This is a genomic window from Mucilaginibacter sp. Bleaf8 (genome assembly GCF_018390515.1).
GTDB lineage: Bacteria > Bacteroidota > Bacteroidia > Sphingobacteriales > Sphingobacteriaceae > Mucilaginibacter.
Genome location: NZ_JAHBBK010000001.1, coordinates 214,772 through 229,438 on the forward strand (window position 1 = coordinate 214,772; position 14,667 = coordinate 229,438).

General features: G+C 44.0%; 12 protein-coding genes and 1 riboswitch. Of the genes, 6 read left to right on the forward strand and 6 right to left on the reverse strand.

From position 1 onward, the window contains the following. Positions 1-11: 11 nt before the first annotated feature. The 4 genes from thiS to KHS38_RS00900 all read right to left on the reverse strand — a co-directional run bounded on the left by thiS (position 12) and on the right by KHS38_RS00900 (position 2,363). A complete protein-coding gene (gene thiS, locus KHS38_RS00885; protein ID WP_249665238.1) occupies positions 12-215 on the reverse strand; it encodes a sulfur carrier protein ThiS in 204 nt (67 codons plus the stop codon). A gap of 67 nt (positions 216-282) precedes the next feature. Continuing rightward, positions 283-376: riboswitch (TPP riboswitch) on the reverse strand. 80 nt (positions 377-456) lie between these two features. Beyond that, on the reverse strand, positions 457-858 hold the full coding sequence (locus KHS38_RS00890) for a DUF1634 domain-containing protein (RefSeq protein ID WP_213486139.1): 402 nt from the start codon (positions 856-858) through the stop codon (positions 457-459). Positions 859-870: 12 nt separating this feature from the next. Then, positions 871-1,704 carry a sulfite exporter TauE/SafE family protein gene (locus KHS38_RS00895; protein WP_213486141.1) on the reverse strand — a complete coding sequence of 278 codons (834 nt, stop codon included), beginning with the start codon at positions 1,702-1,704 and terminating at the stop codon, positions 871-873. A 5-nt stretch (positions 1,705-1,709) separates the two neighbouring features. Continuing rightward, a complete protein-coding gene (locus KHS38_RS00900; protein WP_213486142.1) occupies positions 1,710-2,363 on the reverse strand; it encodes a FadR/GntR family transcriptional regulator in 654 nt (217 codons plus the stop codon). 246 nt (positions 2,364-2,609) lie between these two features. On the opposite strand from KHS38_RS00900, the gene KHS38_RS00905 reads away from it, so the two are divergent. Both KHS38_RS00905 and KHS38_RS00910 read left to right on the forward strand, forming a co-directional pair. Further along, on the forward strand, positions 2,610-3,617 hold the full coding sequence (locus tag KHS38_RS00905; protein ID WP_213486143.1) for an LLM class flavin-dependent oxidoreductase: 1,008 nt from the start codon (positions 2,610-2,612) through the stop codon (positions 3,615-3,617). 59 nt (positions 3,618-3,676) lie between these two features. Continuing rightward, positions 3,677-5,020, forward strand: a complete 1,344-nt coding sequence (locus KHS38_RS00910) for an APC family permease (RefSeq protein WP_213486144.1) — start codon at positions 3,677-3,679, stop codon at positions 5,018-5,020. Here KHS38_RS00910 and KHS38_RS00915 read toward each other — a convergent pair. Next, entirely contained in the window at positions 5,017-5,904 is an 888-nt protein-coding gene (locus tag KHS38_RS00915; protein ID WP_213486145.1) for a LysR substrate-binding domain-containing protein, read from the reverse strand. The genes KHS38_RS00910 and KHS38_RS00915 overlap by 4 nt on opposite strands. Positions 5,905-6,047: 143 nt before the next feature. On the opposite strand from KHS38_RS00915, the gene KHS38_RS00920 reads away from it, so the two are divergent. Together KHS38_RS00920 and KHS38_RS00925 are read left to right on the forward strand one after the other, a co-directional pair. Beyond that, positions 6,048-7,283: an MFS transporter gene (locus KHS38_RS00920; RefSeq protein ID WP_213486146.1), complete on the forward strand. Its 1,236-nt coding sequence runs from the start codon at positions 6,048-6,050 to the stop codon at positions 7,281-7,283. A gap of 466 nt (positions 7,284-7,749) precedes the next feature. Then, positions 7,750-8,700, forward strand: coding sequence for an endo-beta-N-acetylglucosaminidase H (locus KHS38_RS00925; protein ID WP_213486147.1), 951 nt, complete (start codon positions 7,750-7,752; stop codon positions 8,698-8,700). Between the two features lie 86 nt (positions 8,701-8,786). Here the strand turns inward: KHS38_RS00925 and KHS38_RS00930 are convergent, their stop codons facing one another. Further along, positions 8,787-9,566 carry a response regulator transcription factor gene (locus tag KHS38_RS00930; protein WP_213486150.1) on the reverse strand — a complete coding sequence of 260 codons (780 nt, stop codon included), beginning with the start codon at positions 9,564-9,566 and terminating at the stop codon, positions 8,787-8,789. 366 nt (positions 9,567-9,932) lie between these two features. Between KHS38_RS00930 and KHS38_RS00935 the strand changes: the two genes are divergently transcribed. After that, positions 9,933-13,106 carry a SusC/RagA family TonB-linked outer membrane protein gene (locus tag KHS38_RS00935; protein WP_213486152.1) on the forward strand — a complete coding sequence of 1,058 codons (3,174 nt, stop codon included), beginning with the start codon at positions 9,933-9,935 and terminating at the stop codon, positions 13,104-13,106. 18 nt (positions 13,107-13,124) lie between these two features. Next, positions 13,125-14,660 (forward strand): RagB/SusD family nutrient uptake outer membrane protein, encoded by a 1,536-nt coding sequence (locus KHS38_RS00940; protein WP_213486154.1) that lies wholly within the window; start codon positions 13,125-13,127, stop codon positions 14,658-14,660. The last annotated feature ends 7 nt before the right edge of the window (positions 14,661-14,667 follow it).

Here is a 14,667-nt window from a genome sequence, read left to right on the forward strand (position 1 = left end):
CTATTTGTGTTTTAACCTCCCTGGGTGGCTTTAATGATAATGATATTGTCGTTGGATTGCAGGCTATGCGTTTCCCATTGGGTTTTGGGAACGATGGTTTCGTTGATGGCTACAGCCAGGCCCTGTGCATACTGGTGCAGCACATCGCTGAGCAGTACCTGCACATTGCAATCATCCGGAACAATATAATTTTGCTGATTAACGGTGACTTCCATTGCGTTGCATTTAAAAAAGCTAACTGTAGGAATGTCCCCGTACAAGGAAAGAAAAAACAGCGCATATAGCGATGCCATCACTTTTCCCTTCGCCAGCATTACCTGGATCAGGTTCAAAGGGTATTATCTCAGTCCATTAAAGGACACCCCTAAAGTTGCGGTAAACATAAGGAAAAGAAAATCACATTTTAAAATAAAAGTTAAATTTCCTTTTTGGGATGGCTTATCATAGTTAGGTGGCTTATATTTTTAAGCCGCCTATCGTACTAAAGAGCATAACGCTTAATACAATTAACGTAATTACAATGTACAATTTATCCTTTTCGAGTGTGAAGCCTATAAGGGAGAACACAATACGTAATATAGGTGTGGCAATTAATACCATTACACCAAGTTGTATAATGCCCTTGGCGTTAAATTGAAATGCATTGGTGATAATGCCACTAAAAGTAGTGTAGCCGGCGGTTTCACCTACAAATTGATGATAAGAGGGGCGAGGAGCTTGCCCTAACTGTATGAGGTAGATAATACCGCCAAGTAACACAATGGTACTGGCCGTAACAACGCCATAACGCAACAGCTGGCCAATTAACTGCTCAATATCCTGATCGGCCCAAAAGCCTTTTGATAAAATCTTTTTCATGTTCGTTTCTTTTTAAAATTGGTGATTGATGCCGTTATAAATCATCTCGGCTGCTACAAATGTGATGGCTATACAAAATATGTAGCGCAACACTTTAGGATCAATACGGGTAAGGAGCTTAGAGCCGGTAAATGCGCCGCCCAATACGCCCAGCACTACCGGAAACGCAATGCCCGGGTCCATATAACCGCGTTGAAGGTATACCACGGCGCTGGCCGCAGCTGTAACACCAATCATGAAGTTGCTGGTGGTAGTGCTTACCTTAAAAGGAATATGCATGGTGGTATCCATGGCCAGTACTTTTAATGCACCCGAGCCTATGCCCAGCAATCCGGAAAGAACACCGGCCACCGTCATGATTGAAAAGCCTGCGCCTACATTTTTTAATTTGTAGCTTACTTCACCATCTTTAGTAGGGTAGCTGTTATTGAGTTTTAGCCTATCCGCCAGCTTGCTGCCTTCTGTTAGTGCTTCCTGGTTTTTCTTTCGCAAGGTCATGGCTGCCGAGAACAGCAAGATCACGCCAAATAGTATGGCTATGGTATTGGTAGGTGTATATACTGCCACTACTGCACCAATAACGGCTCCAACCGTTGTTGCAATTTCCAGGAACATACCCAGCCTGATATTTGTGATTCCCTCCTTAACGTAAGCACTTGCCGCACCCGATGAGTTGGCGATAGAAGCCAGCAATGCTGCGCCGATGGCATAACGAATATCCACCTGAAAAACAAGTGTAAGCAGGGGAATGACAACAACGCCGCCACCCAGTCCGGTAAGCGATCCAACCAGGCCAGCCAGATAAGCGCCGACCAGCAGTATGATAGAAAATGTAAGTATAGTCATGATGATTAATAATTATTGTTCAGAATATTTTTAGTGATTTGCTGTGCCTGTTCAACGTCCTTGTTTTTTATTGCGGTGAAAAGGGCCTCGTGTAGGTGATGACTCATAGCAAAATGGCTGATGCCCTGCGCCTCGCGCTTTGAAAAGAAATCGCGTATAATAAGTGTAAAGCTTTGGTATAAATCGGCTAATACAGAGTTTGATGAAGCCCGTGCAATAGCCAGGTGAAATTCAATATCAGCATCAATGCAGGCCTGTCGCTGCTCGGCCATAATGGCTTGTTTTCTTTTTTCGAGACTGTGTTCAATATCCGTTATATGGTTGGTTGAGTGATGCTGGGTAGCCAGCGTAACAATTTCTATCTCAAGCAACTTTCTGACAGCGTTGATTTCTTCAAAGTCGGCCCGCTTCAGGCGCTGGTCGATAGTTTCGGTATTTACGGACGAATTGACAAACGTACCCGAACCTTGCTGCACTTTTAAAATGCCAGCTGTAGCTAGTGTTTTAATGGCTTCGCGGATGGTAGAACGGCCAACCCCATATAGCTTCATCAATTCCGGCTCGGCCGGAATTTTCTCATTCAGCTTAAACCTGCCTTGTGTAATATCACTTTGAATCAGCTTGATTACTTTATCGCCCAGTTTTTCCTTACTGTCCATATTCAAATATTTCTGCAAACATACGATGTTTATTTTAAACATCAGATGTTTGTTTTTAATTTTTAAAAATTCCAGTCAATAATGGATTGACATGCAAGTAAAAGATATTCAATTTAACCCTATGCAGCTATGAAGTATTGAATGTGGTATAAACGTCATATAATGTTGCGTAGCTAGCGAATAAACTCTGGAGGATTTACCTTTGGTTACTTTTATGGGAGGAAATACCTCTTGGGAAGTTTTAATATGGAAAATTCAGCAAACAATATAAAATATGCTGTACTTGACCTGGCCAGTGTGGCCGAAGGACAGGTTCCGGCAGATACGTTTAAGAATAGTTTGGAATTAGCACAACATGCCGAACAGCTGGGATACTCCCGGTACTGGTTTGCCGAGCACCACAACATGGTAAACGTAGCCAGCTCTGCAACGGCAGTATTGATAGGTTATGTAGCAGGCGGCACAAACAGTATTCGCGTTGGCTCGGGCGGTATTATGTTGCCCAACCATGCACCCCTGGTTGTTGCCGAGCAGTTTGGTACGTTAGCATCCTTATATCCGGGCCGTATCGATTTGGGCCTGGGCCGGGCACCCGGCTCCGACCAGCTTACGGCGCTTGCCATCCGTGGCGAAAATATCCATGCCGCTGAAAATTTCCCGGCAGATGTGCAAAGGCTGCAAATGTTCTTCTCGGCAGAAAACAGCACTTCAAAAGTTAGAGCCATACCTGGTGAAGGATTGGACATCCCAATATGGATACTGGGTTCAAGTCCTGACAGTGCATATCTTGCTGCTGCTATGGGTTTGCCTTATGCTTTTGCCAGCCATTTTGCACCCACGCATTTTTTGACGGCTATCGATATTTACCGGCAAAATTTTAAGCCCTCAAAGTTTCTTGACCGCCCGTATGTATTATCGTGCATAAACGTAATAGCGGCAGATACCGATGAAGAAGCCGAATACCAGTCTACCTCATTAAAGCAGTTTTTTATGGGTGTGGTTACCGGTAAGCGTCAATTACTGCAACCGCCGGTGCAACGTATGGAAGATGTATGGAGCTATTATGAGCAACATGCCGTAGGCCAGATGCTTACTTATCTGTTCACCGGCGGACCTGAAAAACTTAAGCAGGATATAAAGAATTTTATTGCCAAAACACAGGTAGATGAAGTAATGGTAACTTCTCATATATTTGAACATACTGCAAGGCTTCGATCTTACGAAATCTTTGCAGATGTAATGAAAAGCATCTAACTAAAAAACAAGCTTGTAAAATAGCTTTCGGCATACGCATAAAATACATTCAACCACAAATGTCAGAAACCTCATTGCAAAGGCGCCTGAGCTTATTGCAGGCAACCGCTATTAACATGACCGATATGGTAGGCATCGGCCCGTTTATTACCCTGCCTATGGTAATTGGGATGATGAACGGCCCGTACTTTCTGTATGCCTGGCTGGCCGGAGCGGTGCTGTCAATGGTTGATGCTATGGTTTGGAGTGAATTGGGCGCTGCATTTCCGCGGGCCGGCGGCTCTTACAATTTCCTGAAAGAAACATATGGTAAAGACAAAGGCGGCCGGTTCATGAGTTTTTTGTTTGTATGGCAAACCATGATACAGGCGCCGTTGGTTATTGCATCTGCGGCCATTGGCTTTGCCTCCTATTTTTCCTACCTGGTACCGTTAAGTAATATACAGTCCAAGTTAATTAGCGGTGGAGTTGTAATAGGTATTATAGCATTGCTGTATCGCAAAATAGAAGATATTGGTAAAATAAGCGTGCTGCTTTGGGGGGCTGTTTTACTCACCATGTTTTGGATTATAGGCGGTGGTATTGCGCATGGTAATTTCATGGAGCCAATCAAGCACATCAATGATGGGCTCAATGTAAACTATGGTTTTGTAACGCTGATTGGCTTTGCCAGTGTAAAAAGCGTTTACAGTTATTTAGGTTATTATAACGTATGCCATTTAGGTGAGGAAATCATCAACCCATCGCGCAATATACCACGAAGCATGTTCATGTCTATTGCAGGTATTGCGGTGCTATACCTGGCTATGAATATCAGCGTAGTGAGTGTAGTGCCTTGGCATCAGGCCAAAGACAGTCAGTTTGTGATCAGTGATTTTATGCAGCAGCTGGCCGGGCATACCGCCGCTAAAATTGTAACCTGCTTGATTTTACTTGTGGCTTTTGCTTCTGTTTTTTCTGCCACATTGGGTTACAGTCGCATACCTTATGCTGCGGCTGCTGACGGTGCCTTTTTTAAAGTATTTGCCAAATTGCACCCAACAGGTAGGTTTCCTTATGTATCCTTGCTGGTATTAGGGTGTATTGCTTTTGTATTCAGCTTGTTATTCAAATTGAGTGATGTAATCAGCGCTATATTGGCTATGCGTATTCTGATACAGTTTATATCGCAGGCTTTCGGGTTAATCCTGTTGCGCCGCAAACGGGCAGCCTCCGAGTTTCCTTATAAAATGCCACTTTTTCCATTACCTGCTGTGCTTGCCATTATTATGTGGGCCGGTATATTGGTTTCAACTGGTCAAAAAATGGTACTTGGCGGTCTTATCGCCATAGCTACAGGTACGGTGGTTTATTTTATTAAAGCAAAGGTGAACAAGGAGTGGCCCTTTAAAATCAATTCCTAATTATGAGCCGCATTGCCAATTTTTAATAACTCATCGGCAAACAGTTCTGCAGCTTTTTTTCGATAAGCACCACGGTGCCAGATGATGTACGACTGACGGCTCAAACGGTTACCAATAATAGGTACTGCAACCAGTTCGTTCCAACCCAGCAACGCTTTTTCGTTTATGATACTAACCTGTTCGCCGTGCTGCACCAGGGATAGCAACGAATGCATATCGTTCAGTTCCATTCTGATAGATGGAATGATCTTATGCTGTTCAAAAAGCTCGTCTACAAAATTGCGCGAACTGAAACCCTTAGCTGGTAAGATGAGGTTAAGGTTCAAAATCTCTTTCAGACTGATTTTTTTGAGCTTGGCCAACTTGTTGTGTTTGGCTACAACCAGCACTATATTTGATTTTGATAGCGGCTGTAATTCCAGTTCGGGGTCATTATCCTGGTTGTGAAAAGCCAGAATCAGATCCAATTCCGATTCTTTTAACTTATGCTCTAATATCTCGGGCGCACCGTATTCCAGGTTGATTTTTAGTGTTGGGAATCTTTTGGTAAACTCAGGCAGTACCGGCAAAATCATGGATGTAAATGCATAGGTTACACCTATGCGTAGTTCGCCGGTTACCATGTTGTTCAAATCGGCAATAGCCTGCCGGCCTTTCTCAACATTTAATAAAATCTTGCGTGCGTGACTCAGGAACACCTTACCGGCCTCAGTGAGCCTTACATGTTTGCCCAGGCGGTCAAAAAGCGGCATGCCTAACTCTTGCTCTAATAATTTAATTTGTTGTGATAGGGTGGATTGTGTTATGTATACCGCTGCAGCTGCTTCAGTAAAGTGTAAAAGCTCAGCTGCTTTTACAAAGTATGTTAATTGCCTAATCTCCATAATCAATCGTTTTTATCTATCAATATCATTAAAACAATCTATTTTACAAATGTATTAATTATGCCGATTTTTGTAGCGGTAAATATCTGGTAGCTCCACGGTTTCAAGCCGCAACCCTGTTACCAAACAAAAAGGCAATCCTCATGAATATATTTCGCTCACTACAATACCGCAATTTCAAACTATTTTTTTACGGCCAATCCGTATCGCTAATTGGTACCTGGATGCAAAAAACGGCAGTAAGCTGGCTGGTTTACCGCTTAACCGGATCTGCAGTATTGTTGGGGATCGTAACTTTCGTGAGCTTAATTCCGTCGCTTATCCTTTCGCCTTATGCGGGTAGCTATATTGACAGGCACAACCGATTCAAAGTACTGGTAAATACCCAGTTAGTATCCATGTTACAAGCCGGGGCACTGGCTGCCATGATCTACTTCAAGTTTTATAATATGTCGGGCATTATCCTCCTCAGCCTGGTTCAGGGTATCACCAATGCGTTCGATGTAACCTGCCGGCAGTCGTTGATGGTAGAAATGGTTGATAATAAGGATGATTTGCCCAATGCCATTGCACTAAACTCTACCATGACTAACCTGGCCCGTATTGCTGGTCCCGCCGTGGCTGGTATTGTATTAAGTACTTTGGGTGAGGACGTCTGTTTTATCAGCAACTTTTTGAGCTATATCGCAGTGCTGAGCTGCTTATTTATGATGAAATTGAACACAGCGGTGGAAATAAAGCCACAGAAAGACATTTGGACCGAATTGAAAGACGGTTTTCATTACGTTACTGCCGACAGGGAAATGAGCAGCCTGATTATATTGCTTACGCTAAGCAGTTTATTTGTCATTCCGTTTAATACTTTGATGCCCATTTTTGCAAAAGACCTGTTTCATGGTACCGCTAAAACATTCAGCTGGTTTGAAAGTATGGCGGGGTTGGGTTCGGTGGTAAGTGCCGTTTACATGGCACAACTAAAAAGCTATAAAAGCCTGGTCAGAATCACCATTGCCGCCAGCATGATTTTTGGTGTGAGCGTATTGCTGCTTTCCTATGCTCATGAGCTGCCTGTTGCGCTGATTTTTATGGGCATGACAGGTGTTGGTATGATGGCGCAAACCTCATCCATTAATACCTTTATCCAAACACATTCAGCCTCGCACATGCGGGCCCGAGCAATCAGCTACTTTGTAATGGCTTATCAAGGAATGATTCCGATAGGCAGCTTGCTTGTAGGCCTGCTTGCCGGCGCTGTTGGTCCTAAAAAGGCCGTAGCTATTGAAGGTGTTATAGGTATTGCTGCCACGCTGGCTTTCATTATATACCGTAACCGCACAGCTTTGGGCACTAAGCAAACGCTGGCCGGTACTTCTATGTAGTGGTATATTTATATCAGTGATTCTTTCTTTATATGCCATGGAAAATACCGTGGCATTTCTTCTCTGGGGGGTCGCTTGGTAAACTCATCATCACTCCAAATCATGTGCTTGTTTAAAATTCTCCTGTTTCAAATAGTTATTAAAATATAACTAAAACGATTCTTTGTTTTGTTTATAAGTTAATATTATATTAGCGAAACGAATCCGGTTAGTTCCCCTTACAGCCGGCTTTGTTCATTTTAAACCAATTATCAACGGATATGACCAAGTCCGTTCTCATTATATCCCTTTCCAGCTTTTTGCAGGCACTTGTATGTGCCGCAGTTACTTCTATGCACCTAAGTTTTCCTTATATGCAATCAATCAATTCCGTTCACTTAACCCCAATCAGCTTGCCTATGGAGAAATAAAGAGAATTGTACTAACCAATTAAATCATCCAATTAAAAAACCTAAGAAAAATTAAAATGAGAACACAACTAAACTCTTGGCTTAAAACAGCCCAAGCGGTATCGGTATTTGCTTTACTATTATTTACCGCAGCTTGTAAAAAAGACGATAATAAACTGGCATCTGGAGAAACAGCATCAGCTAATGCCGTTAAAGCAAATGCGATAGGCGTTAGTGGCCCCAAAGGCGTATGTTATGTAGAAGTAAATAACTCTGATCTGCGCAATGTGGGCCGTTACAAACTGGCGAGCGGACAGCAGCTGTTTGACATCGCTATCATTTTTGCCGCCAATATCAACTACAACACCAGTACTCAGAAAGCCGAATTGTACTTTAATCAGAATGTAGCTAATGTGCTAAACAACAAGGCTACCTACATACAATCGCTGCAGAGTAAGGGTATTAAGGTACTGCTTTCCATATTGGGCAATCATCAGGGAGCGGGTATCAGCAACTTCCCGAACCAAGCTGCGGCTCAGGCTTTTGCCCAGCAGCTAAGTAATGCTGTTACAACGTACGGGCTTGATGGTATTGATTTTGATGATGAGTATGCCGATTACGGTACCAATGGAACTGGTCAGCCAAATTCCAGTTCGTTTGTATACTTAGTAAGCGCGTTGAGACAATTAATGCCTAATAAAATCATCTCCTTTTACTATTATGGCCCTGCGGCTTCGCGCTTGTCATTCAATGGGGTAACAGTAGGCTCAAAAATTAATTATAGCTGGAACGCGATTTATGGCAGCTATGCTGTACCTAATGTTCCCGGCTTAAGCAAGGCCAACTTGGGGCCTGCGGCAATTGATATCACCACTACAAGCGGTGCAACAGCAGCTTCACTGGCTACGCAAACGGTTAATAATGCTTATGGTATCTACCTGTATTATAACCTGGCTGATGGCGATTACCATTCGTACTTGTCCAACGTATCAAATGTGTTATACGGGCAGCCTACCGTATACAATTGATAAATAACTTTGCTAATTAAAAGCTGCACTTGTTTAGATAACAGCCGCCATGAGTAATTCTGTTACTTCTATTGGCGGCTGTTTCATTAAGCAACGTTGGCCGCTTTTATCCGGACGGCAGTCAGGTAATCGGTAGGCGACATTTTAAAGTGTTTGTGGAAATTCCGGCCAAGGTGAGTAACCGAGGTGTAGCCTGCCATCTCGGCTATCTCAAACATCTTGTACTGGCATTCAGTGAGCAATTCGGCCGCCCGTTTCAATCTTGCGGTGTTGATATATTCGTTTGGTGTAGTATTGGAAATTGATTTGATTTTGCGGTATAAGGTAGGTCTGCTCATGTTCATCAATACAGCCAGGTGTTCAACATCCAGAGATTTGTTGATCAGATTGTTGTCTATAACGTTCCCAAGCTGGGTTAAAAAACGTTCGTTAGCTTTATTCACTGCGCCTTTTTGAATATTGATGAGTTTGGAACCGGCAAATTGCATCATCATTCTTTGCCGGTTGACCAGCAGGTTGTTGATTTGAGCATGTAAATAGCTGTATGCAATCGGATTCTCAAGACAGGCATCAGCTCCCGACTCCAGGCATTTAATCTTGTACTGCAGGTTGCACCTGTACATGAGTAAGAGTACCGGTATGTGGTTATAACAAACATCACGCTTTAACAGGGTGCATAATTCTAACCCATCTGCGTTTGGTGCCTTGGAACCGCAAACCACCAGTTGTATATGCCTCTTTTTTAGTTGGTTTAACGCTTCGTAAGTATTGGAAGTATAAATCAAATCATAGTCTTTATTTAAATTGTGGGTAATTGAGCTCTCAATTTCCATGTGCTGGTCTACCAGTAATACTGAAGTTTTCATCTCACTAATCGTTTTAAAATAATAGCGTTAATCGTTGCAGGTAGAGTTATAGCTAAAAGACAGTGGAAAGGGAAAGTACGGCGTGTAACGATTGTAAATTAATAACTCTATAAAAGCTGTTTTTGTTGGCAATTGGCGTAGAAAAAGCACGCGAAGTTGGTTTTGTTCAGTACACTAAGTGTTGTTCTGTTTCAAACCAAAATATTGTCACACGCTGTTTATCAGTAAGTATAAGTTGAGACGATTTGATGATATATTGAAACAAATGAGTATGTGGCTAATAAAGTAATAACGTCATATTTGCCCATACATAACCTATAAGCCTGTTCCCCGATGGCTTAACATCTGCAAACCAATTGAAAAACTATGAAGAAACATTTACACCAAAGGTTAGGTTACACAACCTGCCGCCCGCCATGCTTTTCAGGTAATTGGCGCTTATTATTTAATGCGAGCTTTATATTAAGCTTTTTGCTACTCACGCTGGTTGGCAATCCGGTGCTTGCTCAGGGCACTGGCACACCCATTACCGGCAGGGTTACCGATGCAACCGGACAAGGCTTACCCGGCGTAACTGTTCGCACTAAGGAAAATGCTACAGCAGCAACTGTTACGGATGTTGATGGGCGTTACAAGATCACAGCCTCTGCTGGCAGTACACTGGTTTTCTCGTTTGTGGGCTTTACAACGCAGGAAGTGCGGGTGAACGACCAAAAAACAATTGACGTGCAATTGCGTGATGATGCCAAGTCATTAAACGAAGTGGTGGTAATTGGCTACCAGGCAGTACGTAAACGGGATTTAACCGGTGCTGTATCAACCGTTAGTCCGGCAGAAGCAAGCCGGACCACAGCCAATTCTGTAGGTGAATCACTGCAAGGTTTAACGCCTGGTGTAACCGTGCGCAGCAGCGGGGCACCCGGGCAGCAATCGAATATCGAGATCAGGGGCGTAGCAAGCTTTATCAGTTCAGCGCCTTTGTATGTGGTTGACGGTATGATTCTGGAAGACCCTAACACAACGACGGTTAACCCGCAGGATATTGAGTCGATACAGGTGCTGAAAGATGCATCAGCCGCAGCGATATATGGTTCAAGGGCAGCTAACGGTGTAATTATCATCACCACACGCAAGGGTAAAAAAGGAGCTCCAAAGATTTCGGTATCTGCCAAGTACGGCTCTCAGCACATTCCTAAACGATGGGATGTGATGAACAGCACAGAATATGCTGACACGAGGAGGCAGCAATATACCAACGCCGGCCTTACACCGCCGCCAAGTGTGAGTACAGAATTTAATCCGGCTATTAATACCAATTGGCAGGATCTGGCTATGCGGACAGGCAACAATCAGGATTATAACGTAAGTATATCCGGCGGATCCGATAACTCATCTTATCTCGTGTCAGGAAGCTACTTTCAAAATCAAGGGGTGCTGAAAGGCTATTCTTTTAACCGGGCAAGTTTACGCGTCAATACAGAAACAAAAAAGGGACGGCTTACATTCGGCGAGAATGCGCTGTTTACCAACACCAATAACTATCATCCTAACAGAGGGAATCCGTTTTACGATCTACCACAGCTGTTACCTACTGTTCCTGTGCAGGATCCCCGCTTTATTACGCCGGGCAGCAAAACCAATCCCTGGGGATATAGTACAGGTACACTTGATAACAGCGATGTGACGTATGCCTACAACCCGGTTGCAGTAAGAGACCTGAGCCAGGGATACAATAATTACGCTCGTTTATTAGGTAACGGCTATGCACAACTGCGTTTGTTCGACTGGCTGGATTACAAGCTAAATGTAGGCTTGGAAGCTAGCTTTGATTACAATGAAGACCTTCGCAAAGATGGTATCTTCTCCTACGCGCAACAGCCGGAATTAAGCTATATTGATGAAGACCGCCAGCGTTTCTATAATGTGCTTATTGAGCATACGCTTAACTTTAATAAAACCATTGGCGTTCACAATATAAACGGTGTGGTGGGGTATACGCAGCAAACGTTTTACCGTGACCAAACCCAGGCCCGTAAAACTAACCTGCAAATCTACAACGGCTCTTACCTGACCGAAATCAACGCGGCCACAGGTACATCATCAGCCTCGGGACAGGTTGTGCGCGATGACAGGTTGCGAAGCTTTTTAGGACGTATCAATTATAATTATGATGACAGGTACCTGTTGACAGCATCGGGCCGGGTAGATAAAGATTCAAGGTTTGGACCCGATTACCGCACCGGCTTTTTCCCTTCAGTAGCCTTAGGATGGCGCTTGAGCAAAGAGAAATTTTTTAAGGTTGACTGGGTAGATAACCTGAAAATCAATGCATCTTATGGTGTATTGGGTATCAACACAATAAGCTCATTCCAAAATGTGGGATTGATCAACATCTCGCCACGAGCTGTTTTTAACGGCGACAGGCTATATACCGGCGCTTACCAGGCCCGTTTGTACAATGCGAATGTAAAATGGGAAGAACGTAAGGAAACCAATATAGGGTTTGATGCCAGTTTGTTTCGTGACAGGCTGACAATATCGGCAGCCTATTATTACAACAAGTCTGATGATGTATTGATAAACCGGGTTCTGCCGCTAATTTCGGGTAACGCTGGTGGCGATTACCCAGCCGGTGACTACCGCAATTTCCCGCCGGAAAACGCTGCATCAATCAGCAACCGGGGCTTTGAATTTGAGGCTACATACCGTAATAATGATAATCCGTTTAAGTGGAGCGTATCCGGAAACTTTACTACCATCAAAAACAAGGTGCTTTCTATCGGGAATCAAGGTGTAGGTATCAACTACATTCAGCAAGGCAGTGCGCGCTCTCAGGTAGGTTACCCGATGGGGCAGTGGTATGTGCTGAAAGAGTTGGGCATCTTCCAGTCGCAGGAAGAAGTTAACAATTACAAACGTAGCGATGGCTCGCTAATTCAACCGTTCTCAAAACCTGGTGATATTAAGTTTGGTGCCGACCCTAATGGAAAAGGTACCATTAATAACAATGATAGGGTATACAATGGTTCGCCATGGCCTACGTTGCAAACCGGTTTGCAATTCAATGGCTCCTACAAACAGTTCAGCGTCAATCTGCAAATGGTAGGGATATTTGGCGTAACCTTATATAACGATGTGCGTCGTGTGCTGGATAGCTATCAAAATACAAACTTCCGTCAAGGCATCAATCCCTGGTCACCAACCAACACCGGTGGCACCGATCCGCGTTTAGGTATAGCAAATGGTGATACCGGTATAGCAACCAACAACACGCCCGAAAGCTCACGCTGGCTGGAAAACGGATCATACGGCCGCATCCGTAACCTCGAAATAGGTTATATGTTGCCCAAAAGCCTGTTAGGTAAGCTGCGTTTAGAAAGTGCCCGCGTGTTTGTAAGCGGCCAGAATTTGCTTACCGTTACCAGCTACAAAGGGTTGGACCCTGATGTGACCGGCAACGGAATTTTGCAAAGGGGAGTGGATGCTGGTCAGTGGCCATCAAACCGCATATTTTCTATTGGCTTAAACTGCGGTTTTTAACTCAAAGCATTTATCATCATGAAAAAATTTATCATCATATTCATAGCAGCAATGGCCACCGGTATGGCCGGCTGCAAAAAAAGCCTGGACGTGCAGTCGCCCAACGCGCCAACCACGGCTATATACTGGAAAACAGCCGACGATGCTGTTAAGGGCGTTAATGCTATGTACAGCACTTTTCACCGTGCCGGATTGTGCCGCTGGTTCTTTTTTGCAACCATTATCCGGTCTGACGAAGGTTGGAGCAGCAGCCCTGATGCAAACCTGCAAAACAACTTCGACCTGTTTGTTAACAACGATTATAACTACGGTAATTACACGGCTATCTGGAGTGATTTATATATTGGTATATCACGTGCAAACCAAGTGTTGGACAACGTGCCTAACATCGATATGGATGCCAATTTAAAGGCCCGTTTATTAGGCGAAGCGAAATTTATGCGCGGCTTATTCTACTTTCATTTAGCTTCATTATGGGGCAATGTGCCGCTACAGCTCAAATCATCTACCACAAATGATGTAACGCCAACCTTTAACCGGAGTGATGTTTGGGCCCAGGTTGAAAAAGATCTGACAGAAGCTGCCACTACGCTGCCGCAAAACTACACAGGCGATGATATCGGTAGGGCAACCAAAGGCTCTGCCAATGCCCTGTTAGCCAAAGCTTACATGCAGGAGCGTAAGTTTCAAGCAGCCCTTGCGCCATTGCAGGCCGTTATTCAAAGCGGGGCTTATAGTTTAGTAAGTAACTATCAGAATAATTTCCTGTCAACCACCGAATTTAATTCCGAGTCGGTTTTTGAGTATGGCTTTGCACTAAACCCTAACGATAATCACGATGACGATACCCAAAACTCCGGTCAGGATAACCTGAACTACGGTTCATCTTTGCCTCCATTTTTTGCGCCAAGGCCAATTGGCTTTACCGATGGCGAGGCCAGAAGGTGGCTTGTGAATGAGTTTCAAAAGGAACAAGCGGCAGATGGCAAACGCGACCCCCGGTTGGCGGCCAGCTTATTGTTCGATTACACGGATGAAAGGGGACCCGACTATACGCTGATTTATGGTGAAACATTCACCAAGCGCTATGGCTCAGCCCAGAAGCTGGATGTATGGTTTAGGAAAATGCTTAATGATAATAATGGTACGGCTACGGGCGATAGTTTCCATTCGCCTAACAACTATCGCTTCATACGCTACGCCGATGTGTTGCTGATGTATGCCGAATGTTTAAATGAAACGGGTGCAACCTCACAGGCCTACCAGTATGTGGATCAGGTTAGGCAGCGCGCCGGTTTAGTAGCCCTATCAACCACACGGCCTAATTTGGGACATGATCAGTTCCTGGCTCAAATTAAGCATGAACGTATTACGGAGCTTACCGGCGAAGGGCATCGTTTCAACGACCTTGCCCGTTGGGGCGATTTAGGTACTAACCTTTCTGCTACAGATGCCGGGTTCAGAAACTTTATCAAAGGCAAGCACGAATTCTTGCCTATACCACAACAGGATATTGATATTAATCCTAATATTAAGCAAAATCCTAATTACTAATGTATAA

Excerpts from the sequence above, each read along its gene's own strand:
- thiS (WP_249665238.1), bottom strand. The coding sequence starts at position 215 with ATGGAAGTCACCGTTAATCAGCAAAATTATATTGTTCCGGATGATTGC.
- KHS38_RS00935 (WP_213486152.1), top strand. The coding sequence starts at position 9,933 with ATGAAGAAACATTTACACCAAAGGTTAGGTTACACAACCTGCCGCCCG.
- KHS38_RS00930 (WP_213486150.1), bottom strand. The coding sequence starts at position 9,566 with ATGAAAACTTCAGTATTACTGGTAGACCAGCACATGGAAATTGAGAGC.
- KHS38_RS00920 (WP_213486146.1), top strand. The coding sequence starts at position 6,048 with ATGAATATATTTCGCTCACTACAATACCGCAATTTCAAACTATTTTTT.
- KHS38_RS00915 (WP_213486145.1), bottom strand. The coding sequence starts at position 5,904 with ATGGAGATTAGGCAATTAACATACTTTGTAAAAGCAGCTGAGCTTTTA.
- KHS38_RS00900 (WP_213486142.1), bottom strand. The coding sequence starts at position 2,363 with ATGGACAGTAAGGAAAAACTGGGCGATAAAGTAATCAAGCTGATTCAA.
- KHS38_RS00905 (WP_213486143.1), top strand. The coding sequence starts at position 2,610 with ATGGAAAATTCAGCAAACAATATAAAATATGCTGTACTTGACCTGGCC.
- KHS38_RS00910 (WP_213486144.1), top strand. The coding sequence starts at position 3,677 with ATGTCAGAAACCTCATTGCAAAGGCGCCTGAGCTTATTGCAGGCAACC.
- KHS38_RS00895 (WP_213486141.1), bottom strand. The coding sequence starts at position 1,704 with ATGACTATACTTACATTTTCTATCATACTGCTGGTCGGCGCTTATCTG.
- KHS38_RS00890 (WP_213486139.1), bottom strand. The coding sequence starts at position 858 with ATGAAAAAGATTTTATCAAAAGGCTTTTGGGCCGATCAGGATATTGAG.
- KHS38_RS00940 (WP_213486154.1), top strand. The coding sequence starts at position 13,125 with ATGAAAAAATTTATCATCATATTCATAGCAGCAATGGCCACCGGTATG.
- KHS38_RS00925 (WP_213486147.1), top strand. The coding sequence starts at position 7,750 with ATGAGAACACAACTAAACTCTTGGCTTAAAACAGCCCAAGCGGTATCG.